The 24910-nt window shown below is 36.0% G+C and carries 24 protein-coding genes, 1 pseudogene and 1 riboswitch; of the genes and pseudogenes, 7 read left to right on the forward strand and 18 right to left on the reverse strand.

Features of this window, described 5'->3' with window-relative positions; translation table 11 throughout:
- Positions 1-165 precede the first annotated feature (165 nt).
- Positions 166-507 (forward strand): helix-turn-helix domain-containing protein, encoded by a 342-nt coding sequence (locus AB7942_RS20120; protein WP_369448246.1) that lies wholly within the window; start codon positions 166-168, stop codon positions 505-507.
- Between the two features lie 32 nt (positions 508-539).
- Here the strand turns inward: AB7942_RS20120 and AB7942_RS20125 are convergent, their stop codons facing one another.
- From AB7942_RS20125 to AB7942_RS20160, 8 genes are all read right to left on the reverse strand, one after another.
- Positions 540-2912 (reverse strand): polyprenyl synthetase family protein, encoded by a 2373-nt coding sequence (locus AB7942_RS20125; RefSeq protein ID WP_483310890.1) that lies wholly within the window; start codon positions 2910-2912, stop codon positions 540-542.
- Positions 2913-3229: 317 nt separating this feature from the next.
- Positions 3230-4189, reverse strand: coding sequence for an aldolase catalytic domain-containing protein (locus AB7942_RS20130; RefSeq protein WP_088086728.1), 960 nt, complete (start codon positions 4187-4189; stop codon positions 3230-3232).
- 173 nt (positions 4190-4362) lie between these two features.
- On the reverse strand, positions 4363-4527 hold the full coding sequence (locus AB7942_RS20135; protein WP_369448248.1) for a hypothetical protein: 165 nt from the start codon (positions 4525-4527) through the stop codon (positions 4363-4365).
- A gap of 393 nt (positions 4528-4920) precedes the next feature.
- Complete coding sequence (gene chbG / locus AB7942_RS20140; RefSeq protein ID WP_369448249.1) at positions 4921-5625, reverse strand: chitin disaccharide deacetylase; 705 nt, start codon at positions 5623-5625, stop codon at positions 4921-4923.
- Between the two features lie 98 nt (positions 5626-5723).
- Positions 5724-6032, reverse strand: a complete 309-nt coding sequence (locus tag AB7942_RS20145; protein ID WP_369448250.1) for a PTS lactose/cellobiose transporter subunit IIA — start codon at positions 6030-6032, stop codon at positions 5724-5726.
- A 25-nt stretch (positions 6033-6057) separates the two neighbouring features.
- A complete protein-coding gene (locus tag AB7942_RS20150) occupies positions 6058-7371 on the reverse strand; it encodes a 6-phospho-beta-glucosidase (protein WP_369448251.1) in 1314 nt (437 codons plus the stop codon).
- A 27-nt stretch (positions 7372-7398) separates the two neighbouring features.
- The gene (locus tag AB7942_RS20155; protein WP_369448252.1) at positions 7399-8766 is read right to left on the reverse strand and encodes a PTS sugar transporter subunit IIC; all 1368 of its coding nucleotides are present in this window, start codon (positions 8764-8766) and stop codon (positions 7399-7401) included.
- A gap of 5 nt (positions 8767-8771) precedes the next feature.
- Entirely contained in the window at positions 8772-9080 is a 309-nt protein-coding gene (locus AB7942_RS20160) for a PTS sugar transporter subunit IIB (protein ID WP_088086723.1), read from the reverse strand.
- 323 nt (positions 9081-9403) lie between these two features.
- On the opposite strand from AB7942_RS20160, the gene AB7942_RS20165 reads away from it, so the two are divergent.
- Positions 9404-10132 (forward strand): GntR family transcriptional regulator, encoded by a 729-nt coding sequence (locus tag AB7942_RS20165; protein WP_369448253.1) that lies wholly within the window; start codon positions 9404-9406, stop codon positions 10130-10132.
- Between the two features lie 117 nt (positions 10133-10249).
- Here AB7942_RS20165 and AB7942_RS20170 read toward each other — a convergent pair whose 3' ends face one another.
- The 5 genes from AB7942_RS20170 to AB7942_RS20190 form a co-directional block, all read right to left on the reverse strand.
- Positions 10250-10621, reverse strand: a complete 372-nt coding sequence (locus tag AB7942_RS20170) for a hypothetical protein (protein WP_369448254.1) — start codon at positions 10619-10621, stop codon at positions 10250-10252.
- A 230-nt stretch (positions 10622-10851) separates the two neighbouring features.
- Positions 10852-12069: an MFS transporter gene (locus AB7942_RS20175; protein ID WP_369448255.1), complete on the reverse strand. Its 1218-nt coding sequence runs from the start codon at positions 12067-12069 to the stop codon at positions 10852-10854.
- 234 nt (positions 12070-12303) lie between these two features.
- The gene (locus AB7942_RS20180; RefSeq protein ID WP_369448256.1) at positions 12304-13668 is read right to left on the reverse strand and encodes an amino acid permease; all 1365 of its coding nucleotides are present in this window, start codon (positions 13666-13668) and stop codon (positions 12304-12306) included.
- Positions 13669-13833: 165 nt separating this feature from the next.
- A riboswitch (glycine riboswitch) is annotated at positions 13834-13914 on the reverse strand.
- A gap of 270 nt (positions 13915-14184) precedes the next feature.
- Positions 14185-14445 (reverse strand): hypothetical protein, encoded by a 261-nt coding sequence (locus AB7942_RS20185; protein ID WP_369448257.1) that lies wholly within the window; start codon positions 14443-14445, stop codon positions 14185-14187.
- Between the two features lie 176 nt (positions 14446-14621).
- A complete protein-coding gene (locus AB7942_RS20190) occupies positions 14622-15419 on the reverse strand; it encodes a DUF2935 domain-containing protein (RefSeq protein WP_369448258.1) in 798 nt (265 codons plus the stop codon).
- 249 nt (positions 15420-15668) lie between these two features.
- On the opposite strand from AB7942_RS20190, the gene AB7942_RS20195 reads away from it, so the two are divergent.
- Positions 15669-16223, forward strand: a complete 555-nt coding sequence (locus tag AB7942_RS20195) for a hypothetical protein (RefSeq protein WP_369448259.1) — start codon at positions 15669-15671, stop codon at positions 16221-16223.
- A gap of 353 nt (positions 16224-16576) precedes the next feature.
- On the opposite strand, the gene AB7942_RS20200 is transcribed toward AB7942_RS20195, so the two are convergent.
- The 3 genes from AB7942_RS20200 to AB7942_RS20210 form a co-directional block, all read right to left on the reverse strand.
- Positions 16577-17497, reverse strand: a complete 921-nt coding sequence (locus tag AB7942_RS20200; protein WP_369448260.1) for a patatin-like phospholipase family protein — start codon at positions 17495-17497, stop codon at positions 16577-16579.
- Between the two features lie 101 nt (positions 17498-17598).
- On the reverse strand, positions 17599-18033 hold the full coding sequence (locus AB7942_RS20205) for a hypothetical protein (protein ID WP_088086715.1): 435 nt from the start codon (positions 18031-18033) through the stop codon (positions 17599-17601).
- Between the two features lie 428 nt (positions 18034-18461).
- A complete protein-coding gene (locus AB7942_RS20210) occupies positions 18462-19682 on the reverse strand; it encodes a glycosyl hydrolase family 18 protein (protein WP_369448261.1) in 1221 nt (406 codons plus the stop codon).
- A 90-nt stretch (positions 19683-19772) separates the two neighbouring features.
- Here AB7942_RS20210 and AB7942_RS20215 point away from each other — a divergent pair, with 90 nt between their 5' ends.
- The 4 genes from AB7942_RS20215 to AB7942_RS20230 all read left to right on the forward strand — a co-directional run bounded on the left by AB7942_RS20215 (position 19773) and on the right by AB7942_RS20230 (position 23847).
- Positions 19773-20018: a benzoate/H(+) symporter BenE family transporter gene (locus AB7942_RS20215; protein ID WP_369448262.1), complete on the forward strand. Its 246-nt coding sequence runs from the start codon at positions 19773-19775 to the stop codon at positions 20016-20018.
- Between the two features lie 67 nt (positions 20019-20085).
- Positions 20086-21216: an ElyC/SanA/YdcF family protein gene (locus tag AB7942_RS20220; protein ID WP_369448263.1), complete on the forward strand. Its 1131-nt coding sequence runs from the start codon at positions 20086-20088 to the stop codon at positions 21214-21216.
- Positions 21217-21786: 570 nt separating this feature from the next.
- Positions 21787-22584 carry an undecaprenyl-diphosphate phosphatase gene (gene bacA, locus AB7942_RS20225; protein ID WP_369448264.1) on the forward strand — a complete coding sequence of 266 codons (798 nt, stop codon included), beginning with the start codon at positions 21787-21789 and terminating at the stop codon, positions 22582-22584.
- A gap of 144 nt (positions 22585-22728) precedes the next feature.
- Positions 22729-23847 (forward strand): AbrB family transcriptional regulator, encoded by a 1119-nt coding sequence (locus AB7942_RS20230; RefSeq protein ID WP_369448265.1) that lies wholly within the window; start codon positions 22729-22731, stop codon positions 23845-23847.
- 109 nt (positions 23848-23956) lie between these two features.
- Here the strand turns inward: AB7942_RS20230 and AB7942_RS20235 are convergent.
- Positions 23957-24174, reverse strand: a pseudogene (locus AB7942_RS20235) (1,4-alpha-glucan branching enzyme); the annotation flags it as partial.
- A 374-nt stretch (positions 24175-24548) separates the two neighbouring features.
- Entirely contained in the window at positions 24549-24722 is a 174-nt protein-coding gene (locus AB7942_RS20240; protein ID WP_369448266.1) for a hypothetical protein, read from the reverse strand.
- Positions 24723-24910: the final 188 nt, after the last annotated feature.

Below are 24910 nucleotides of genomic sequence, written 5' to 3' on the forward strand. Positions count from 1 at the left end.
TTCTTTTATATCTATGCGTACGCGTTTTGCGAATTAATATAACTGATTATAAAGCTATTAATGTAATAAAATCAATCGTTGTTTTCATTTCGCGTACATATTTCTTTTTAAACGATTTTTTCTATGATATAATCAAGCAAAAAAACATGGGGGAAGGGAACGAGAGTGTTAAAACGATTAGTAGACCTTAGAAAACATAAAAAGTGGTCAATGCAGGAAACAGCCGATCAGCTGGGCATTGCCAAAAGTACCTATGCAGGCTATGAATCCGGGTATAGAGAGCCTTCTTTACATGCTTTATCTCTTATGGCCGAATTATTTGATACAACAGTTGATTTTCTCTTAAATCGAGTTGACGAAGAAAAAATAAAGCTTGAATTAAACTGCGTATTACAGTCGGGTAACAGTTTAATTTATCTCGATGGTACTCCATTAACTGAAGAAGAACTTTGTGATTTTATTGCCTTTACCAGGACAAAACGTCAAGTAAAACAAACAATGGTTTAAACATCTTTTAAATATAACAATATGACAAACTATTAATGATCACGGTTAACTATATAATTTAATAAATGCTTCAGAAAAGTGATATTGCGTGGCATCTCTTGCAACGCTTCCATTGCTAGACAGTATTGTTCCCACATCTCTTTTCTAGCACCATCCTGACCTAGGATTGACACAAAAGTAGAACTGTTGTTTTCAGCATCTTTGCCAATCGGTTTTCCGAGTAAGATCAGATCTCCTTCCACATCAAGCAGGTCATCTTTTATCTGAAACGCAATACCAGCATGTTGGGCGAATTTTTTCAAAGCTTCAATTTCGATTTCATTTGCGTGGGCGAGGATTGCAGGCATGATTAGGGAAGCTTCAAATGCTATTCCAGTTTTATAAAAACACATCAAATTCAATTGTTCCAGTGTTAATTGTTTCCCTTTAGAATCCAAATCCATCGCCTGTCCCTTACACATAACAGCTGTCATTTGAGCTGAGTATTTAATCAAGTTAAGCACCGATTTCGAATCGAATTGATCAAGAGATGCTTGTTCTTCAATTGCCTTTTGGGTCAGAAACAGTCCAGTTAATTCTGCTATGGCAATGTTATAAACCGAATGTATTGCTTTACGCCCCCGACGGGTAGAGGAATTATCCTGTGATGGCAGATCGTCGAAGATTAAGGATGCCGTATGCATGTATTCTAATGATCGTAGAAGTGGTACGATGGCCGAACTATTTAATCCATATTCGTTAACGCCCATGACCCAGGTCATTATTGGCCTCAATCGCTTCCCGTCACCTTCCAGACTGTAATTTGCAGCATCAATTATTGGCTCAACTTCTTCAATTTTAGGGATATTTAAGACGTTGTTGATCTGATTACGGACAGTTTTAATCGTTTCTAAAAAGTCTTCCTGCTCCTTCCGTTCATTTTTCAAAATGGTAATCATATGATCCCGAAGTAGTTTATCAAAGAAATCTACATCATCTGCTTTACGAACCATATTTTGAATCACACGATTAAACTTTGGAACTCCTGAAAAAAATAATTTCATAACTTCGTTGTATTTTTCAGTTCCCATTCGTTCTTTAAATCTCTTAAGACCATTTATAGCACGATCAAGAATCACCTCACAGGCCTTGTGATCTGAGTGATATACCTTATGGATCAAATTAGAAATGACCGTCCAGTATAATTCAAAAGGATTGATAAGATCGAATCGCTTTTCATGATACTTCAGATAATAGGTATAGGGGGTTACCCTGTCTTCTTTCAAGTCTTCATACATATCTGCAAAATCATCCGCAAGCTGGTTGTATATGCCATAATAGAATGTTCGGGTGTCAAAGCCTTCATCCTCCGGAGCACTGATAACTGAACGGACAATCAATCGGGAAGAAGAGGATTTTAAAATGACCGGAATGTATAACTCTTCATTCGTGTAATTTGCGTTGGATAGATCCTTTAAACGGTCCACTTCCTGTGAATAAAAAAACACATAGGCCTGCTCGAAAAATTTTTTGCTGGTCTCTGGCCTCAAATGAGATTTAATATACTCAAAGGCATCTCGGAGTTCTGAATGAATATATCGGATTAGGTTTACGTTTTTCCCAGACCACTCACCCAATTCCGGTACATTTCCTGTGATAAGGGTGGTACGAATCAAATCGGAATATTGTTTTTCTTCATTAGCAGATAAGACTTTGGCATCCAGAAGATCGTCAATAAATGGATAGGTTAAACCATAGGAATAGCCGAGCCTAATTGCATCATCAAGTTTCTTCATTCGTTCTTCAGGCGATATCTCATCGCCCATCTCTTCAACTTCATGCATAATTACCCCAGCAATGATTTTAATAAGCTTTCGCTGAGCATTCTCAGCATCCATTCCCGTTGGAATATTGGAGGATACAGTTTTTAATTTGTTTAGCACCCAAATCATCGTGGATTCGATGCCTTCTTTCTGGGCGATTCGGTACAACCCGGCCATGCTAAACGTCTCAGAATTGACACTAAGGTTTGTTGAGGTAGACTGAATTAGGTGATTTTTTAAACTGTCAACAACACGCCGTACCCTATTCTGTGTCTCAGTTGAGTCCAGAGCTTTGCCTAGGTCCCGCATGAAAATATAAGAGATGCTACGATCCAAGTAATTATCAAGTTTGCCGGTGTAATTGAGCCATTGGATATAATTGTGATATGCTCGATTATCAGGTTTTCCCTTTCGACGTGAAAAAAAGGATAATATCGAATGGTGATGAATATGGTTGTGTTTCCAAGATTGAATATCTTTTGTTAGGACAGGAACAAAGGTCTTTTGCATGACCTGTTTATGAAGTGATTTAAAATAATGAGCAGCCTTCTGCTCAGCTAGCTGATAACATGCATCGGCATTTTTTATTAACTCCTCATCCATACTGTACATTACCTCTTCTTAAGGTTGTCTTATACATGTTTTGCAATATAATTCAAACCGAGATTATAAATCCAAGCGTTTTTCTTTAAAACTATCAAAATATATTTATTTATAATCATAAAATAACATCTTTAGACTCAAAAAGTATAATATTTCCTTTCATATTATAATTCCGCGAATTGTAAATAATACCTTCATTAATCTTTTCTTTTTTAACTTGGCTGTTGATGTCCGCTCCAGGCGCGTGCGGTCAGGGGAGCCTCCTCGGCGCTAATAAAAAAACACCTCAAATATAGAGGTGCTTTAAGCAATTTAACCTATTTTAAAGTTGTAGCCACTGTACTTTCAGGTGATGTTACTTTGTCATAAAAATCTACGAATTGATCACGTTCAGCACTATCACGGTATGCCATGGCAACACGTGGATGTTCATTAAGAACACCTGAAATCATATAAGGAATGATAAAGCCCCACTCCCACTTTTCACGCATTTCGAGCATGTGCTTCTCAATGACTCCAAGAACTGGCTTAATCTCATAGCTTGATTTTTGGATGTAGCTAACAAGAAGCTCTGTGTTACAGTTACCTGCTGCCCGACCCATGCCATATACAGACGAATCGAGATATGTAACCCCATTTCGCATCGCAGTTAATGTATTGGCAAAAGCTAACTGCATATTGTTATGTGTGTGAATTCCAAGCTGTTTGTTAGGGATCAACGCTTTGAACTTTTTCACTTGGTGCTCAATATCTACAGGGTCTAAGCTTCCAAAGGAATCAACGATATAGACCACATCTACAGGGCTTTCCTTCACCAATTCAAAAGCTTTGATCAACTGTTGTTCAGGAACACTTGATAATGCCATAATGTTCAGTGACGTCTCATATCCCAAATCATGGAACATTTGGACAAGTTCTAAGCCTTTATCTACTTCACGGATATAGCACGCTACGCGAATCATATCTAAAACACTTTGTTCACGAGGTAGAATATCATTGGGATCTACACGCCCAATATCAACTAAAGCCGATAGCTTCGTGAACTTTTTGACAGGGATAATTTCTTTCAGGAAGTTATCATCAAGAAATCGCCATGGATTGGGCTCTGTCGCTTTAAGAAGCTTTGGAGAATTTTTATAGCCAATCTCCATGTATTCAACACCCGCTTCACTTAGGCCGTTATACAAGTCTTGAACAAATTCGACACTGAAATCCCAATTATTAACTAATCCTCCATCACGAATGGTACAGTCTAAAATTTTGCTACGAGTTTCCATGATCGTCATTTCCCCCTGTTTATTCCACTTTTCTCATATTATTTCATACTTTTATGCTTTTAATTACTAAAATTTTCTTATTGTGTTTATAACACGTATTATCCGGAGGTGTCAACCTATTTTCCGAAAATTCGCTTTATCAAAAGTAACCAATTATATTCTTCCCCATGTCATTAATACTTACCTAACTTTAGTCCTCTTTGTATTAAAACAGGGTATTCCTCATGGATATGCTTAATTTCTTCAAGCTGATTTTTTAGCATCTCTTGGTTTTCCGGTAACAGATTCTGTTTTATTAATAGTTCGATCAGTTCAATTCTTAGCTGCTGTAAGTTCACGCATGTGCTTATCTCCCTTAAATAAAATAAAAAAGAGTCTACTCATCCCAAAACAAGGGACGAAGAGACTCTCCGCGATACCACCCTATTTGATAGGCTAGAATTGCCCATCCACTCAATAAATAAGCTCATGAAACTGCATTTGTAATTCATACTCTTGTACACCTGGATTTGCACCATCCATCCAGTCTCTATTTGCTGTGTAGTAGGTACTACTAAGAATGCTGAGCTTTGAATCTATTTTCTTTTACACCAAAAAGCTTAAATACTTAAATGCTTAAACGCTTTTAAGCGTTAAAGTAATATTAACAAAATACTACTAATTTATCATTCTGTCAATTGTTAATGTAAATTTTTAATTTCAGCTCTTTCTAAGTAAACCCGTCGAACAAGTTACACTAAAATGATGTTTTTAGGTAGATTAACTGATGTTAGAATTTCTAGCTCTGTTAATCTCTGATAGGTATAAGAAGACCCGTTTAATAGGTTATTATCTAAGTATGCAGGGTGACACATAACTTCAACTGTTATGCCATCTTTAATACGATCTTTCAACTTTGAAAAATAGTCCGGTGTAACACCTTCACCATAGAAATCAAACAATGATACGTCAGAGAAAGAGTCCACACCAGTAATGGGGATGTATCCATTTTTCCTTACTGGCAGCCCGAATTTAACTGATAATTTCTTAACCACAGGATACATTTCTTTCAAGGTATGAACATGGTGATGGCTATCGAGATGGGTTGGTTTAAGTCCTGAATCGAAAAATCGGTCGATTTGAGCGGTCCACTCAGCTTCCAGTTCATCTAAAGAAATATCTTCAGGATTGAAAGTGGACAAGGGTTTAAAAAGTCCATTAACATCAACCAATGAGGGCGCCTTGTCTACTAATGGTTTGCCACATGTTAGCACAAGGTGAATTCCTACCCGCAATCCTGGATTTTTTTTAGCCAATTGAATGGCATGCTCTGTTCCAGCCATATTCATCATCATTGTTGTTGATTTTACAATTCCATATAAATAGCTGTCGATTATTCCATGATTTACGCCTCGACTAAACCCGAAGTCGTCCGCGTTAACGATTAATTTTATCATGATTTATTCATCCTTAAGGTTTTGGACTAAACATTGCGATATCCTAATTATCCATGAACGATTGACAATTTAGAGAAAGTTTTACATTTTAGGTTCTTTCATTTGATTCTTTGATACAGTTCAACCATTTCTACAGCCAAATCCTTTACTGTCATCGCATTCATTAAATGATCTTGTGCGTGAACCATTAGAAGTGAGATTTCCGTTTTTTCTCCTCTTATCTCTCCTTGAATGAGCGATGTCTGGATATGATGTGCCTCATTCATGGCATTGTCTGCTTCCCTCAATTTTTGTCTAGCTCCTTCAAAATCCCCTTGCTTTGCTGCCTGCATGGCTTCCATCGCAGCGCTCCTGCCGTTGCCGCCATGGAGTATAATTTGAAAGATTACTGCCTCTAAATTTTCCATTTTACTTCCCTCTTTTTTTAGATAATTAATGAAACTGGGGTAGGTATTCTTTATGTGCCTCGAGCATTTCGTCCAAAATGACTTTTGCCACGCGATCGCTTGGTACAAGTGGGTTGATTGTCATAGCCAGTAATGCCATTGCATAATCCCCGCTTATTGCCGCTTCAATCGCTACCCTTTCAAATGATTTCATTTGCTGAACAAGCCCACGAACTTGTATAGGCAGATCACCCACGGCAATCGGTTTCGGTCCGTCCTTTGTAATGATACAGCTGATTTCGACAGCAGCATCAAAAGGGAGACCTGCAATAGCCCCGTTATTGATTGTGTTAACAGCCTGAATGTCACGTTTATCCGTATACATTGAGTGGATAAGTCTTACAGCTGCATCACTATAATAGGCGCCGCCTCTCATCTCTAATTGAGGCGGCTTAATGGCTAAATGAGGGTCTTTATATAACTCAAATAGCTCTTCTTCCAGCTTTTTAACAACCTCTGCACGTGTTCCGCCCTCTTTATAGTTTTTCAATTCTTTTTCCAGCATATCTCCAGATTTATAATAGTAATTGTGATAAGGACATGGTAAAACATCTAATGCCCTCAAGAACTCAGGCTCCCACCCCATTGCATGAATGTTTTGCATCGTTATACTTTTCTCGGGATCATTAATTAAAGAAATCACCTTATCCTTTACGGATACACCATCGACAAAAACATCCAATCCGTATACCATGTGGTTTAATCCAGCAAAATCGATTCTTACTCTGTTATGGTCTACTTCTAATAGTCTTGCAACGCCCATTTCCATACCAATCGGCACATTACACAATCCTACCACTCTATCAATATTACTGTAACGAAGGACTGCCTCTGTGACCATCCCGGCAGGATTTGTAAAGTTTATGAGCCAGGCTTTCGGACAAAACTCCTCCATTTCCCGGCAAATATCAAGAATAACAGGAATAGTTCTTAATGCTTTAAATAAACCTCCTGGTCCATTTGTTTCCTGACCAAGTACACCGTGCTTTAACGGAATACTCTCATCCTTCTTGCGTGCATCAAGCAACCCTACTCGAAATTGAGTAGTTACGAAATCAGCAGACTTTAAAGCTTCTTTACGATCAAACGTCAAATAGATCTTTATCGGAACCCCTGCTTTTTCTACCATTCTTTTGGCAAGATTACCGACAATTTCAAGCTTATCCTTTCCATTTTCAACATCTACCAACCATAATTCACGCACTGGCAGTTCATTATAATATTTAATAAATCCTTCAATAAGTTCAGGGGTATAGCTCGAGCCCCCGCCTATCGTTACGATTTTTAAACCGTCTTTCATTTTTTAACACCTCTGCTTGAATTTTATCTACATATTTAAGGTATCAGTAGGTTTGGTTGTTTCACCCATTTCTCTCCTTGCATCAATGCGTCCCTGAGCAATGACAAAAGGCAGATAAATAACGACAGAAATGCACAAATTCACTGCAGCTAAAATAGCGCCGGAAACATGCCCGCCTGTTGCTAATAATCCTCCTATAATTGCAGGTGTTACCCAAGGGATATCAGCCACTACTGGATGAACCAAACCTAAACTAATGGATGTATAGGCTACGATTGTCATGATGATTGGTCCTAGTATAAACGGAATGAACCAGATGGGATTTAATACAATGGGCAATCCAAAAAGAATGGGTTCATTGATTTGGAAAATCCCAGGAGGTGTTCCTAATGCGAGTAATTGTTTATTACGTTTCCGCCCTGCAATAAACATGGCTACAATTAAACCTAAAGTTGCACCTGAACCTCCCAGATAAACAAATGCATCCAAGAATGAACCAGAAAGAATATGGTATTCACTTAATTCTTTAACACCTTTTGCATACATATTCACATTTTCTTGCCCTAACTTGGTCATTAAAGGAGTTGTAATTCCCCCAAGTATGTTTGGACCGTGAAGACCAAGAATCCAAAATCCATGTACCAAGGATACGATTAAAATAGCAAACCACATAGAATCTACCGCACCAGTAAGCGGTGATACGAGTACTTTATTGATCCAGTCATTTAAATAAGCACCATCGCTAATAAACTTTCGTAAAACAAGGCCAAATAAACTAATGGTAAAAATGGTTGCCATTCCTGGAAGGAGCTTAGCAAATGAACGTGAAACCGCTGGCGGAACTCCATCAGGCAATTTAATCACCAAAAACTTGACTTTAGCTAAACGAACAAAAATTTCAGTGGCTACAATGGCTACAATAATACCGGTGAATAAGGCAGTGGCATTAAAATAATTCCAGCCAATAAAACCCCACGCTCCCCCTGTTACAGCTTCACCGCCCTCAGGAGTTATCGACACGTTAGCAACTTGAGGAATCAGGACAAAGAAAGATGCACCAGCTACAAGCATTGCTTCGAAACCATCATCCCCATAGGATCTTGCCAGCTTATAAGCTATTCCAAACACCGCAAATATCGTCATGAAGGCAAGGGTACCCCACCAGATATCTGAGCCTAAAGTTTTCCAAGTTTCACCGAAAATAGATATCATTAATTTTTCATAATATTTACCAATGCCAGGTACAGATCCTAGGTTGTTTAATAACACGGCTAACGAACCAATCATGGTAATCGCGATCATTCCTACCAAAGCGTCACGAATAGCAAGAAGGTGCCTGTTGTTCCCTAGCTTATTTGCGAAAGGCATTATAAATTTATCGATAAAATTCATCATGTTACCTACTCCCCTTTTATTAGATTAATTGCCTGCTTCAAAACTTCCTCTCCATTACAAAGGCCGTAATGCTTCGGATTAATAGAATCTACCGGAATACCAATCTTTTCTCCTGCCTTTTTAAGCTGGGTAAGCATATAGCGAACTTGTGGACCAAGAAGCAATACGTCTGCCTTGTTTATCTGGTCATTTATTTCAGTGGATCCTACTGCCCAAATTTTACAATCTATCCCTTGTGATTTGGCGCTTGCTTCCATTTTGGAAACCAATAGACTCGTAGACATACCAGCGGAACAGCATAATAAAATGTTCATCAATATCCCCCTTTAAGAAAGCGGTTACATAAATTAATAAAATTGCAAATGAGTTCGACTTTTCGAAAAAGATGCTTAACATTAATAATGCTTATAACTAATCTTCCTCCCCCTTTAGAAGTAAACATGTAGCTTATTTCAAAAAGTAGTAAAAGGTTTTTATAATCTTATTGTAATAACAATTCTGAATATTTACAATACATTTCTCACTAATTTGTTATTATTTTTAAAATTTGTTATTACAAATATAAATAATTGTACTTTTATAGTACCTTTAAGAGCTATTTTTTGTTAATCTATAGGTATTGAGGGGGAAGTCCACTATGATAGAAGATGCAAAAGACGGAAGTGCTCTGCACCTTAAGGTAAAAGATGCAATCATTCAATTGATTAACGACGGGGAATATAAACCAGACTCACAACTTCCGACGGAGGCTGAATTTTGCGAAAAATATGGTGTAAGCAGGACAACTGTACGAACTGCCCTACAACAATTAACGATGGAGGGTTATGTTTATCGTAAACGAGGAAGCGGAACTTTTGTTTCCGCAAACAAGGTAAAACAAATTTTAACAACGACGGTTGACCACTTTTCGAGTCAAATTTCCATGCAGGGAAAAAAACCATTAATCAAAGTAGGACAATTAGAAGTAATACCAGCAGATGAGTATCTTAGTGAACAATTAAAGATCCAAGAGGGAGAACCAGTTAATGTCCTAGAGCGGATACGTTATGTAAATGAAGAACCGATACAGTTTGAAACTGCCTTTTTACCCTGGTATAAAACCCCAGCTTTAAATAAACAGGGTTGTGAAAATTCATTATATAAACTTTTGGAAACACAATTTGGTTTAAAAATAAACAAGACAATTGAAAGCCTCGAATTGTTTATTGCAGATCAAGAGGCAGCAGAAAAACTACATATCTGTGTTGGTGACCCCTGCTTTGCGCTCGATACCTTTGCATATCTTCAAGATGGTTCCATCATCGAATATTCAAAAACAATCTATCGTGGAGATTTGGCCCATTTTGTCATTGAAAGAAATTACTAACGATTTATATATAAAACAGTAGATTAACGTGAAAAAGGATTGGTCATATCGAAAATCGCCTCCAATAATTGGCATTGGCATTATTAATACCAATGCCTTAGTTAAAAAAAGGAGGCCTTAGGACCAATGATACGGTTTTCCCTGCCTGCTAAATGATTGACTGAGATCCTTTAATGTGTAAACTCTAGCCGTTAAGAGAAATAAATCATTGTAGTTATTATGGATGTATTCATCAATAATCTCGATTCCTTCTATAAATTGATCAACTAAATAATACGTGTACTTTTCATCCCAGGAAAACTTATTGATTCTTAAAAGCTCATCTGCTAGTATTTGAAACTTAAACTCCTCAATCAGGAGTTTTATTTGAAACAATTTATCCGGATTAAACCTAAAACTGTTTTTATTTTCATGGCTTTTCTGAACATATTTTATAAAACCATTGATATTTTCAGCCAACATATTCGCTTTTTGCATCTCGAAGTTCAATTTGTCCTCTCCTCAATGTCTAATTTCCAACCCATCTTTAAAAAGAGTGTATGTCTTGGGAGGGAATAATGACACCAACAAAACCAAATGTCTCGAAAAAATTCCTTATTAATGAAAGAATCAGGAAAAAGTGAAACATCTTCATAAAAAAGAGGCACAAATCCAATTTGATTTGCAGCCTCAATTTAGTTTAGATTTTATTATTTTATGAAGAAGCTTTAAGAGTCAATTCACACTGCTTTAGATAAAGTAATGTTTTGATCTTGATTATCTTTTCTTTTTTTCAAACTAACCATTGCTATAAAGGAGATACAGTAGAGTACAGCAAGATATCCCATTGCGATCGTCACATTAGCATGCTGCAGGATATATCCTACTAAAATAGGAGATAATCCCCCTAATGCTCTACCGAAGTTAAAGATAGTATTGGTTGCTGTGCTGCGAATTTCTACTGGATAATAATTGCTTATTAATGCACCGTAACCAGCAAACATTCCATTCGAGAAGAATCCTACAATCGCACCGCCGATTAAAAGACCCGCACTTCCTGACGCAAAGGAGAATAAAAAGACTGCGATTGCGGAAGCGAATAAGAAGATTCCGAATGACCGCTTCATTCCAAGTCGATCCATAAACTGTCCAAAAGTTAACATACCTGCAATCATTCCCGCAGCTGTACTAATCGTCCAAAGAGCCGAGTTTGAAACTGATAATCCCTGGGATTGTTGAAGCATGGATGGCAGCCAAATCATCAAGCCATTATAACCTGCAATTTGGACCGTTGCCATGATAGCTAAAGCAATCGTCGTAACTGAAGTTCTTGGAGTAGCAAACAATTGCTTTAAATTCCCTTGCTTTGGCACAAGTTGTTTTTTCTTTTGTGATGCCAGCCACACGGGTGATTCGTCTAATTTTTTTCGGACGATAAAGGCGAATATAACCGGAACCAATCCGATGAAAAACAATCCTCTCCATCCCCAAGCAGGCAGGATCATGGCACTAAGAAGTGCAGCCAGAATCACACCGTATTGTGCACCGATGCTAACATAAGAAGAAGCGCGTCCTTGTTTATTCTTTGGCCATGCTTCAGCCACAAGCGCCATACCAATTCCGTATTCCCCACCTGCGCCTAAGCCGGCAATAAACCTAAAGATGTATACTTGTTCAATATTTACGGCTAAACCAGTTAATGCCGTTCCGATAGCAAATAGTAGAATCGTATAGGTAAATATTTTAACTCTCCCAAATTTATCTGCTAAGATACCGAAAATGATTCCTCCAGCGAGCATACCTAAATTGGTAATCGAAGAAATAAGACCTCCAGCAACCATGTCAATATGAAACTCTGCAATAATCATCGACATCGCAAAGGAGATAAACATGATATCCATGCCCTCTAATGTTAAACCTGCTACTGATGCAACTACTGTTTTTTTACGATAATCCATTTTTGTCGTTCTCCTTTCAAGCCTCACAGGACTTTGATTAAAAGATTATGGGCAAAAATAAAATGCCCTTTCATCCAAAGGACAAAAGGGCATTCATATACATAATTAGTATGATGAAGTTTACTTTTGCCTTTTTGGCCTCTCTGGACCAAATTAAAGGAATTTAATTTCATCTAATAGTAACACGATACATTTCATGTGACAATATTTTTATTATATTGCAAGAATTCTACTTTACGCAGATATTCTAATATTTTTTCCCTTTGTCCTTTTAAATGAATACACTATGAATAAAAGAATGAACCATAATGGTGTCATTAATAAAGCGACACGAGTTGATTCTGCAAATAGCATAATAATGAGAATAAATGCAAATAACGTGAGAACAAGATAATTAATAAATGGGGTAAATGGTGCTTTAAAAATCGACTTTTCATGTAAATCTGGGCGTGATTTCTTATATCGCAGATGACAAATTAAGATAATGCTCCAAACCCAAATAAAACAAATCGCACTAATCGTTGTCACGATACCAAAGGCTTGTTCTGGAATCAGCTTACTTAAAAGAGCTCCGACGGATAGAACAAGTGCAGATATAAATAATGCGTTACTCGGTACATGATTTTTATTTAATTTAGCAAAATTCGCGGGTCCCTGTTGATGATTACTTAAATTAAATAATATGCGGCTCGTTGAAAACAATCCACTGTTACAGGCAGACGCAGCAGATGTTAAGACGACAAAATTAATAATTCCTGCAGCAATCGGAATACCAACTAAACTAAACGTTTTTACAAAAGGACTGTTTGCTGCATTCAGTTGCGTCCATGGATTGATGCATAAAAGGATAATAAGGGCTCCCACATAGAAAAACAGTATTCTTAAAGGTATTTTATTTATTGCAGATGGGATATTTTTTTGTGGATTCGATGTTTCGGCTGCTGATACACCTACTAATTCAACACCTACAAATGCAAAGACAACCATTTGAAAAGAAAGTAAGAAACCTGACATTCCATTTGGGAAAAGACCACCATGGCTCCATAGATTTTTTACTGTAACCGTTCCTGAATCTGTTTGAAATCCAATAATTAACAAAATGACCCCTATGATGATTAAAGCAAGAATGGTGATCACTTTAATTAAAGCAAACCAAAACTCTAATTCTCCAAATAGCTTTACTGTTAATAAATTTAGTCCCAATAATAGAATTAAACAGACTATAGCAGGTACCCATTGTGGGATATCGAACCAATATTGTACATATACACCAACAGCAATAATATCAGCCATTGCTGTCATAATCCAACAAAACCAATACGTCCATCCAGTTACATAACCAGCCCACGGTCCAATATAATCCTCAGCGAAGTCCGTAAATGATTGATAGCCCTTATTTGATAAAAGAAGTTCTCCTAATGCCCTCATTACAAAAAAACATGCGATACCCACAATTAAGTAGGCAAAAATGATAGATGGACCTGCTAACTGAATGGCTTTCCCTGAACCTAGGAATAAACCTGTACCAATCGTACCTCCAATCGCAATCAGTTGTACGTGCCGATTTTTTAAATCTCTTTTTAATTCTTGTTGTGCCACTTCATTTGCCCCCTCATTTAGTAATAATTTCCTTTGTCCATTATGTGAAATTATGAACAATGAGTTAAACTCCGTAAAAAAAGAGATTGGAATTTCTCCAATCTCATCGGTCATAAGAATAACAAATAATATCCATTACTCTTTTGTTAGAATAACAAATAAAACTCGTACTCTTCTGTCCTTTTGCCTGAGATTGTGAACCCTTCGGCGCCGCAGATTTCCTGCGGTCTCTCCAGAAGCTGCTCCTGCTATAGTTTGATCCATAGCAATCATAGCTTGCTTAGTATTTAATTTATGTAGAAGAACAAATGGTTCAAAATCCCCCGCTAAAAAAGTTATGCATTAAAACATCTTATCTCACAAACTAAATTATTGTTAAATAATTTCTAATTTTAGTAGTATTCAATTACTTTGTCAATAATTAATTTCGGAAAATCTAGATTAATGGAGTAACAAAAAATGAACCCACTGCAAAGGATTGGGTTCATTTTTATCGTAATCCTTGATTCTGCATCTTTAATCTCCTAGTACCAAAAAATATTGAATATGATTTGCTGAGATGGGAGTAACCGCGATTATACGATAGCCGATACTTAGTAATTGCGACAAAGTTTCCGCACAATTGTGACGTGGAGGCTCAATCGGAGCATGGAAACTTTTATAAAGATTAATAAATTGATTATTATTTGTACAGTGAAGCAAGATCACATGTCTACCAGTCCATGCTTGACCGATCATTGGTTGTGGTTGTGTTTGTATTTCCCTTTTGATACTCATAATGAACACCCTCAAGTATTGATACAATAGAATATGGAAATAACCCTGTCCAATGTTCTTGGAAAATAAGGAAGTTTTTTTATATGATCCAGATATCTCCATAACAGCAAAAAGGGGTGTTTGCTTAAACTCCCCCTCACCTTTTATTAGTTATTATTTTTGGCAGTTTTGTGAACTCACTCCATACGTCGAGGTTTTGCAGGATTACAATTCGGTGAGTCAAGATTTGCCGATTCTGCTAATTTCATAAGATAATAACATTCTTCACGGTACATATGATCCGCCATTAGGGGGGCGAATGTTCCTAATGCTTGCTTACTTAGTCTGAGTTCTTCTATTTCATGTAGAAAATTTTGAAATAACTTTATTTCCAATTGGCTTTCTAAATTCATTCTTTCCAAAGCAGGAAACGAAGTTAAATTAGTTCTTAAATATCCTGCTAGTTCGACTGCTTTAAGGTAAAAGTCTTCAAAATTCTTCCTAAATGTATTACTTTTCTCTATGAGCTTCTTTTCAACACTATCTAAATTAGAGAAAATTGCCTCAGAATGACCCGAAGCATCTAATAACCATAAAAGATGATGATGTAGTTCATGGTAAACAGGTGGAACTTCCCCTGCTTTTAGGTGTATTAAAATTCTTAAGTATTCCTCTAATTCATTGACCATATGATTGATAAAGGTTGGCGAAAGGTGAATTTTTATTTTCCCAATCAGATGTTTTCTTAATAAGTCCAATTTAAATTCCCGTAATCTTATAACCTCTGTTTCAGCTTCGATTGTTAATGTCACTAAATCTGAGGAATTTGCACGATCCAGAAGCTTGTCAAAAACTCGAATAAAAGATGCTGCCTTTTCAATTTCCGCTTTTTGAACGGGTGCAAGGGCTTCGAAAATAAACCTTGAATGATCACCTAATATTTGGAGCCAAAAACGATGTTCAAATCTTGCTGTTCTCGCAAAGACATCATTCATGTTTATTCCTCCCAATAAGAAATACCCACACTATTTTGATGTTTATTCCTCTGATTTGCTACTTATGACCAATGACATACTGGTTTAAATTCCAAAAATTTCAATTTAATCTATTAATCTCCTTTCTTCATCACTATTATAGCCATTTCCTTCCATATAGTGCATTACCTATACTTCATTCAGAAAAATTCTAATAAAAAAAGGAATTCTCAGCGTTTTATAGAAGTGTTAAATTGGAGGTGTAGTGTTATGACGATAATATATTCACCTAGTAACGTACAGGAATTGCTTGGAATTGATGGCAATACATTACGGAAGTATGCCACTCTCTTGGAAGGACATGGGTATCAAGTTCAGCGTAATAACAGAGGACATAGAACCTATTTTGAAAAAGATGTTATCGCATTCCGTAAATTAATCGAATTCAGTAAGCAAGAAGGTATGACGATGGACCATTCAGCCGAAGCAGTGATGACATGGATCTCTGAAGAAAATAAAACGGTAACACTTTTGGAAGAAGTGCCGTTACAGACAACTAATGATGGCGATACTGAGCAGAATACTAACACTAATGAGTTATTGGATCGTATAGAACATTTGGAGCAAGTAAACTTAGATTTAATCAAACATTTGAAGGAGAAGGCAGTACGAGAAGCTCAGCTAGAAGAAAAGATTAATCTAATTTTGAAGTATGTTGAACGTATGGAGCAATTGGAAAAGGAACGAAGTAAAATGATTGAGGAAGAAACCAGAAAGCAAATCGCAGTCGCCGAGCAAAGGAAATGGTGGAAATGGTGGAAATGAGAAAAGCCGTGCTTAGAATGAACTGCCCCGTAAATGTTAGTTTAGTGTCTAACATTTACAGGGCAGTTCAGAATAGCATGGCCTTTTTTACAAACATAAGTCAAACAATGAAAATTTTTTTCTTTTATTAAAAGAAGTTAACAGTTCATTTAAAATGAGGAATATCGACAACTTTTTCAATATACCTTGTTTATAATGATTTAAGTATTGAAGTGTAAAAAATTGAGGAGGAAACTAATGGACGTTCTACTCTATATCGGTACGAATCTATTAGGTGCTCTTGCTATTGTGCACCTGATTACATTCACTTTTAATCTATTTTCTAAATAAAGTTCGAGAAATGGCCTTTTCAGCTACTTATTCTTTAATCTTTGCATTCTTTTAACCTTATATTGTTCAAAATCCCACTTCGATAAAAATTCTTTTGTAGAAGAATAGCCTGACATATAGAGAAAATCGATTTCAGCCGTATCCAATTCAAAATCAGTAGCGTTGATGTCACCAGTTGGAATTTGAATGGTACGTTCAATCGTCTCTTTATTCAAATGTAGTAGATCATGGGCTTGAATCATCGTTTTAAATATATTTTTAAAAAGGTGGAGGGGCGTTGGTATTACTGGATCTATGTTAACTTTATCTTTCACAAAACGGAAGCCGAACGTTGGAAACCGAGGGTTTTCCGTATCAAATATCCATATTGGAAAGTTACTAAGTAAACCACCATCTAAAATGTAGGACTTTTTACTGTCTTTTGATTTCCAAATAACCGGACGGAAGAAAAATGGGAGAGAGGCACTCATCATAACTGCGGTTGAAACCTTAAAATCAGCAGGAGTCATCCCATAACGATCCAAATCATCTGGCAAAACAAGCATTTGGCCATTCGTAACATCAGAAGCGATGATCTTCAATTTTTCCTCTGGAAGATCCGCAAATGTCTTAATTCCTTTTTCTATAAGAAGTGAATCCATCCAGATTTCCAAGTAATCGTTTTTATAAATTCCAAGATGAATCATTAGTTCTAATAAGGTACCAAAAATCGGAATTCGATTCAAGTACGATCTACCTCGTAGCTTTGAAAAATCTAGTTTGCTCAAATGATCTCTAATTTCATAGCTTTTGTAGCCGCTTGCCAAAAGAGCAGCGATTACAGCTCCTGCTGATGTTCCAGCTAATCTTTGCCATTCTACTTTTTCCTCTTCCATTGCTTGAATCGCTCCAATAAAAGCAATTCCCCTAGCCCCACCACCTTCAAAAACAGCATCCGCCTTCATTTTTTTCCACCTCACGAGTAATATATTTTAAACTGCTAAGATAGTTGATTAACGACGGAAAAGAAGTTTTCCTGACAAAACCCCATAAGTAAAAAAGATGATTACATATTGGTTAATTGGCCCTTTATTAAAGTTTTATCTAATTCACGTACTTTATCATATGACTGTAACAGTTGTTCCGGTACCAATGTTCTCCCGTATTCCCAAGCATTCGTTTCAATTTCAGATTTAAGCTTCTCTATTTCTTCATCTTCACCATACATTAGAATCCTAAGATCATGTTTGTTTTTTTTAAAATCCAAGTAATACCCAATCACATGATAAAGAATAATTCTAACAAAGTTTTCATCTATCTCTTTAATTCTAATTTTGTTGATATAACCGTTAACTTGTAGATAATTAAATTTTATAGTATTTGTCGATACGTTATAACTCATAGGTACAGTGAGATTATTGTTAAATTCATAGTCAATATTTAAATTATGCTTATCTAATGTATCATTTATGATCTTTTCAATGTTCCTTATATAAAGCATTTTACTATCACTCCCTTTTAAGAACTATTTCATCCAGTGGTATCATTATTTCCTTTTACATCCTACCTTTATATTGATAAATAGTATTCATATGGACATTAATATGCTGTAATTATATTTTTATAGTATCCCGATTACGAAAAAACTTCGAAAGCCATATTTACCATTTCTTTCTACCTCAGCTACTATTTTAATAGTAATATAGGACCTTTGTTAAAATAATTTTAATATATAGGATTTTCAACTTGTCTGTTGATTTGCGCTCCAGGCCAGTTAGCAGGGATAATCAATAAATAAAAATCGAGATTTTGGATCAGACAAAATGAAAAATTGCCGAGAAATGAACCTTTCTCGACAATCTGAGCAGATCAATTGGATCTGCTTTTTTATATGTCTTACATTCTGTAGGGAAAATTCATTCAAGATCATCATTTTTTTACTTTTATTGTCTCGGGTATGGCCTTCCAGTACATAGGGTCTTCTAAGCCGAGTCGCCAAATGCCGATTCCTTGTAAGTTATATTTTTCTACAAGGTTTAGTTTAGACTGCAGACTGTCACTATTCTCAAACCAAGCCTCGTGGATATGTTTTTTTTGATCTACATAATTGTAATGAGGTGTTTGCGTACGAGGGTCCCACAAAATTTCAGCTTTATATTTTGTTTTATGCTCCATTAACAGTGCATAGGAGCTATATAAAGCTTTATTAGCTGTTTTGTCCCAGTCCCATCCATAACCAGCGATACCGAGTAAAATTTTTGATTTTGGGACTCCTTTATTCAAAGCATAACGAATCGTTGCTTCTGTCCAATCAGCCGACGCCGTTGACCCGGGTGTTGTGTTTGCGTTGTGTTCATCGTAGGTCATAATCATTAATCGATCTGCAAATAGACCAAGTTTTGCGTAATCAAACCACGGTGACCAGGGATTAGCACGCGAATCACCTGTGTTTGCCGGGACGGAAACCGTCACTACTTTCCCATCACGATGCAGTGTATCAGACAATTTTTTAATCATTAGACTAAAAGAATCTCGGTCTGTCAAATACAAATTTTCCATGTCTATATTAATTCCGTCATAACTGAACTGATTTATTTCATTTCGTAAATTTTGAATGAAAACACTTCGGTTTTTATCGTTATCGAGTACATTACTCGCTACTTGCTTGCCCTTCTCCGTGGTTTCATAAAAGAGGTTGTGAACAACTAGATATACCTTCACCTGTTTTTCATGAGCGCTTAGAATAACCTTTTTCTTTTGAGCTGCTGTAACGGAATCTATCAGACTGCCTGGACGTTTATCATCAAGCTTGTACCAAAAGGGTGCAATGATGCTTATATTGTTGAATTGCGAGTTAAATGTAGGCTGAGAACCGGGAAAACTGCCTTCCTGTTCTGTGTAAAAGCCTAAAACTTCACGAGAGATTTTATTAGTATTATGTCCCTGAACTCTCTGGTCGTTCGTTTCTGAGTAACCTGGATGAAAATCCTGCATTTTCACTGGCGATGGCTTTTCGAGACTGTAAGTATTTTCTCGAACACTATTTAGACTACCATTTTTTCTTTGTGAATGACTGCAGGATGACATCATTAGTAAAAAGACCATGCCTAAAGAAATTATGGTGAATAACTGATAATAGTTCCGCGACACCTATTACACCTACTTCTCTAATTTGTTTATTTCTTAAGTTGATAAGAAAAGTTATAATTTATTCACGGCAAATTTTTAAGTCCTTCCTCATTGATTAAAATGCTGGGTGGGCTGGCCATGATTAATGTCCTAACTGACTCTTTGAAGATATGCTATTCAGCGCGTTTTAAAACAGGTGCTGTATTTTCATTTTTGATTACTATTTCTGGAATTTTGCTCTTCCATATCGGGGCACCTTTTTGGGGATTGGTAGGAGGAACCTTAGCTGAAAAAAACAGGTCAAACTCTTGGCCTGTTTTTACATGTTCTTATATTGTTATTTATTTATTGGAATAAAAGATTCTTATTTTTGAAACATTAGAAAGGAGAAATTTAATTTTAAACTGAAAGTAGGAAGGCAACAATGATATGTTTGAAAAAAGCAATCTGTTTGTCACTAGCAATTGTTTTGAGTTCTTTAACATTTACAACTGCATATGCAACAAATGGTACCACACAAGAGCCCCCAAATATTAGTTCATTAAAACATGATGAAGCCACGTCATATCGAATCAAGCAGCTTGAGGATATCTCAATGTACTATTATTGGCATGGTGGAGACATTAAGAAAGCTGAAACAGAAATATTTAAGGGTATTACCTTAAAGGGTAAATATGATGTTGTTGAAAATGCATTTATCCAAGCAACGTTACTGGATCCTTACAGCATTGATTTGAAATTTTCATTAGCATCTACACAAATTATTCAGAAAAAGCTTCCGGAAGCTTTTCTAACTTATAAACAAATATTAAATTTAGACCCGAATCATTTTAATACCAATCTAGTTTATGGGGTCTACTCTCGTATAAATGGAGACGAAAAAACGTATAATCGTTCCATTTCAAAGTTAATAAGAATCGATTCGAATAAAGCAAAGGAATACGTTCAAAAAATTAAGCGAACTGAAAATACGATGAAAGAAAAATTTAATGTTGATGTTCCAGCAAACCTGCCATCAAAAGATCATGCCATCGTCATATTGGGATACGCTCTTGGGGAAGATGCATCCATGAAACCACCACTCATTGAGCGATTAAAAGCCGGACTTGCGATTGCGAATAAATATCCAAACTCAAAAATCATAGTATCTGGCGGAGTTCCAAAACAAGGGATTACAGAAGCGGATGCCATGAGCAAGTGGCTCATTTCACAAGGAGTTGCAAAAGAAAGAATCATCCTTGAAAATAATTCTACAGATACAGTAGAAAATGGATTATTCTCAACTGCTATTCTTGAAAAAGAGAAATTAAAGGATGTTACTCTCGTCACCAGTGCCAGCCATATGAGAAGAGCTTTAAGTGTTTTTAAAGAAGCCAGTGACTTTTATGATAAAATGAATGGCAAAAAAACTGACAGAAATTTTACTAATATGGTCTATTTGGATTATCCTTCTCTTGCTGAAGCCCAAAAAGTACCTAATGATGAAAAGCTTGTGATTTATCGGGACCTTTTTAGAACCTCAGGAATCTGGCAATACCCTGGTCTACAAAGATAAGATTAAATCTAGGACTTCACTTCATCAACAACCATAAAAATATGTGGTAAATCATAATGATTGGTCAAAAACAGTTCATCTTAATGAGTTGTTTTTGGCCTTGATTCTAATTACACTTTCTTAATTACTAGAACAAACTGCCCAATACAAGTCATAAAAAAACCAAATGAGTTGGTTCGTAGTTTAAGCAAACCAAAACTTTAGGCGCATTGGTCAATTTTCACTTCATTTTTGATTTGTTTGAACTACGTCATCTGCAACTTCTTTATCATTGTCGCTTTTTTCATTCTGACTTTGTTTAACACTATCGTCAGCTACTTCCTTATCGTTATCTTGTTTTTGATGATCTTGGACTTCATTATCGTCATTTTGACCATTTTCGCCTTCCTGTTTATCTTGATCAGGGGTAATGTTAAACTTATGTAATTTTTTTGTTTGAACTTGAAATAAATAAACTTTTGATACTATACTTCCTTATACATAGAATCAAATTTTTGTATTCTCTTAGAAAAGGAGCAGTATCTTCTTGAAAGAAAACTAAGAAACAAATGAAGGGAAGAAGGAAAATCAATGAACGAACATATCATCGCCTTTATTTTAGGAATTGTAGAGGGATTTACAGAATTTTTGCCTGTATCATCTACAGGTCACTTGATTTTAGTGGGAAGCTTGTTAGGGTTTACAGGGCAAAAGGCAAATACCTTTGAAGTAATTATACAACTTGGCTCCATGCTTGCTATCTTAGTATTGTATTGGAAAAGATACCTTTCTCTTTTAAACTTTAGCACAATTGGAAAACCAGTAAAAAAGTTAGATGCCATCCACATTATTTTAGGTGTTATACCTGCTGCAGTAGCAGGGCTATTGTTACATGACTTTATAAAAACCCAACTTTTTTCTCCCAAAGTTGTAGTAATCAGTCTAGTTGCGGGAGCGATTTTGATGATTTTTGCAGAAAAAAAACATGGAAATTTCAATTCTACCACTGTTGATGAATTGAGTTACAAGCAAGCTTTAACCATTGGACTATTTCAATGCTTAGCAGTGATACCTGGTTTTTCTCGTGCCGGGTCGACAATATCAGGTGGATTACTAGCTGGAGCAAATCATAAAACTGCAGCCGAATTTTCCTTTTTAATTGCACTTCCTATTATGGTGGGCGCAACAGGTTTGGATTTTATTAAGAGCTTGCATTTTTTACATGCAAGCGACATACCCTTGTTCGCTATCGGTTTTATCACTGCATTTGTCGTAGCAATGTTTGTAGCAGTCGTGTTCCTTAAATTAATAGAAAAAATTGGTCTAACAGTTTTTGCATATTACCGAATAGTGTTGGCCGGCTTATTCTATTTATTTGTAATTCTTTAAAGCAAACTCAGTACACATGGAAAGCCAGTCCCCTACTATTATGGGGTCTGGCTTTTTTAACTTTCATTTATTTTGACTAAAAAACATTATTTTGGAAAGATTAAACAATTAGTAAATTCAACAAAAGGATGTAGATAATTCATCATGCAAAAACTACAAACATTAAAACAAAACATTCTCTATATTCTGCTCAGTGCGTTTGGTGGCATTACTCTATCTTTTTCTGGAATCCCAATGGCATGGATGTTGGGAAGTTTATTTCTAGCAAGCATCCTAGCCAGTTTGCATTTGAAAGGATTACAATTCCAAAGAGATAAAAATGGATTACACCCATTTTGGCCTCAATTTGGACAATTGATTTTAGGTATTCAATTAAGCCAAACATTTAATTTATCGATTATGGATACATTGGAAGATTATTTCTTAATTATTATTATCATGCTTATTTCTTCCATTACCATTGCAATTCTCTCAGGTCTCATGTTAGGGCGGTTCAATAACGTAAATATGATGACCAGCCTTTTTGGCACTACCCCCGGTGGTATTTCTGCTATGCCAACAATTGCAGACGAAATTGGGGCCAATGCATTGATCGTAAGTATTATTCAAACAATACGTGTGTTACTTGTCGTAAGTTTAATACCAATTATATCTCAAGTAGTTAATTCCCACTCTGTCATGATTTCTACAAACAGCACGCAAGGCCAACTTTCATCTAACGCCTTACTTAATACAGGAATAATAATTATTGGAGCATACTTGGGTGCTAAAGTAGGAAAAAAAATAAAAATGCCTGCTCCCTGGCTTGTGGGTAGTATGCTTGGAGCTGGTATTATTCATTTAATTTGCCCACTCTTTATTATTGGTGACAGTGTTGGCTCCATTTACTGGCCACAAGAAATTATTATCTTCGCCCAAGTTTTAATTGGCACCAATATTGGTTCGAGGGTGAATTTTTCTATGTTCAAAGGATTAGGCCAAGCAATTATAGTTGGTCTGCTTACTTCTCTTTGCATAATTGTTTCTATATTGGTCCTCTCTTTTCTAATATCTGAAATGACCCATATTTCTTTTGTAACCTGCATGCTTGCCTTTGCACCAGGAGGGGTGGCTGAGATGGCAACCACCGCTATTGCCCTCCATGCCGACACTACCTTTGTTGTTGCCGTTCAATCACTAAGATTAATTAGCATCCTTACCATTTTACCGCCAATTTTTCGATTCTTAAATAACCGCACAATTATCAAATCTTATCATCGGTAGTTAAATGAGAACCGAACAGAATGGAAAAAATTCACGCTTTTGGCCTTCAAATTTAGTCCGCCAGTAGGTTCTCATAGAATTCGTTGTATTTCTTAGCGGATTGTAGCCATGATAAAAAATAGTGCGGAATGCCATATCGACTTGTCGGCGAAAAGTATCCTGTTCCTTGATATCCCCAAGAACAATCATATGGATGTTCGAGAAGAGGCAGTTCAATGTGTGTGGGAAGTTATGCTCTAGCACGTATGGAATTAGTTCATCCGCTAACTCCTTATACGTATAAAACACTTCTTCACCCTTTATCTTCCAAGAACCTAAATGAACCTCTGTCATCTTTCGTCTATAATTCAATAATTCGGACAAGTTCGTCGATAATATCATTTAAATTCATCATTCTTGTATCTTTACCTAAAATGAAAGAAGTTTTATACATTAATGTTTTTTCTTGATCATTCACTAAAATTGCCACCTCTCAATAGAATGATTATATTAATAATCTAACTGGCTAATGGTAACCTAATCTCAATCAACGTTCCTTCAAATAATGGGAGCATGTTTGGGAAATAGTTCTTCCAATTAACTACGGAAATTCAAATCCTAGATAACGAAAAATACCCATCCAAGTTTAAATGGATGGGGCTGTTATAACCTAATATTGCTTCATTTCAATTGTAAGGTTAATAGTCTCGCTTGCTCAATTTCTATTCTTGATTTGGCCATCTGTCATTTTTTTTTGATTCTATAACATTAACAAGTTCTTCTATAATATCGTTTAAACTCATAGTGCTTGTATCTTTTCTTAAAATGATAGAAGTTTTAAATAGTAAAGCTTTTTCTTGTTCACTCATAAATATAGTTTTTTCTTGTTCATTCATAAAAATTCCTCCATTTTTAATAGAATGCTGAATTTTAATTCTATATGGTAAAACCCAACTTATTCTTGGAAGATCTCTGAATAAAGAATACATTTATCTGAAGGACTAAAGATACTTCTTACGGTACGAGTAATCTATGACTGAAAAACATTAAACTTATATACAAGAAAAAATATTGTACTAACTTC

The organism is Neobacillus sp. BF23-41 (genome assembly GCF_041106275.1).

What these genes read in the sequence shown, in the direction of transcription:
- AB7942_RS20185 (WP_369448257.1), bottom strand. Translation starts at nt 14,445, where the DNA reads ATGAGTATCAAAAGGGAAATACAAACACAACCACAACCAATGATCGGT.
- AB7942_RS20195 (WP_369448259.1), top strand. Translation starts at nt 15,669, where the DNA reads ATGACGATAATATATTCACCTAGTAACGTACAGGAATTGCTTGGAATT.
- AB7942_RS20200 (WP_369448260.1), bottom strand. Translation starts at nt 17,497, where the DNA reads ATGAAGGCGGATGCTGTTTTTGAAGGTGGTGGGGCTAGGGGAATTGCT.
- chbG (WP_369448249.1), bottom strand. Translation starts at nt 5,625, where the DNA reads ATGATAAAATTAATCGTTAACGCGGACGACTTCGGGTTTAGTCGAGGC.
- AB7942_RS20190 (WP_369448258.1), bottom strand. Translation starts at nt 15,419, where the DNA reads ATGAATGATGTCTTTGCGAGAACAGCAAGATTTGAACATCGTTTTTGG.
- AB7942_RS20230 (WP_369448265.1), top strand. Translation starts at nt 22,729, where the DNA reads ATGCAAAAACTACAAACATTAAAACAAAACATTCTCTATATTCTGCTC.
- AB7942_RS20165 (WP_369448253.1), top strand. Translation starts at nt 9,404, where the DNA reads ATGATAGAAGATGCAAAAGACGGAAGTGCTCTGCACCTTAAGGTAAAA.
- AB7942_RS20145 (WP_369448250.1), bottom strand. Translation starts at nt 6,032, where the DNA reads ATGGAAAATTTAGAGGCAGTAATCTTTCAAATTATACTCCATGGCGGC.
- AB7942_RS20220 (WP_369448263.1), top strand. Translation starts at nt 20,086, where the DNA reads ATGATATGTTTGAAAAAAGCAATCTGTTTGTCACTAGCAATTGTTTTG.
- AB7942_RS20240 (WP_369448266.1), bottom strand. Translation starts at nt 24,722, where the DNA reads ATGAATGAACAAGAAAAAACTATATTTATGAGTGAACAAGAAAAAGCT.
- AB7942_RS20205 (WP_088086715.1), bottom strand. Translation starts at nt 18,033, where the DNA reads ATGCTTTATATAAGGAACATTGAAAAGATCATAAATGATACATTAGAT.
- AB7942_RS20155 (WP_369448252.1), bottom strand. Translation starts at nt 8,766, where the DNA reads ATGATGAATTTTATCGATAAATTTATAATGCCTTTCGCAAATAAGCTA.
- bacA (WP_369448264.1), top strand. Translation starts at nt 21,787, where the DNA reads ATGAACGAACATATCATCGCCTTTATTTTAGGAATTGTAGAGGGATTT.
- AB7942_RS20160 (WP_088086723.1), bottom strand. Translation starts at nt 9,080, where the DNA reads ATGAACATTTTATTATGCTGTTCCGCTGGTATGTCTACGAGTCTATTG.
- AB7942_RS20130 (WP_088086728.1), bottom strand. Translation starts at nt 4,189, where the DNA reads ATGGAAACTCGTAGCAAAATTTTAGACTGTACCATTCGTGATGGAGGA.
- AB7942_RS20175 (WP_369448255.1), bottom strand. Translation starts at nt 12,069, where the DNA reads ATGGATTATCGTAAAAAAACAGTAGTTGCATCAGTAGCAGGTTTAACA.
- AB7942_RS20125 (WP_483310890.1), bottom strand. Translation starts at nt 2,912, where the DNA reads ATGGATGAGGAGTTAATAAAAAATGCCGATGCATGTTATCAGCTAGCT.
- AB7942_RS20150 (WP_369448251.1), bottom strand. Translation starts at nt 7,371, where the DNA reads ATGAAAGACGGTTTAAAAATCGTAACGATAGGCGGGGGCTCGAGCTAT.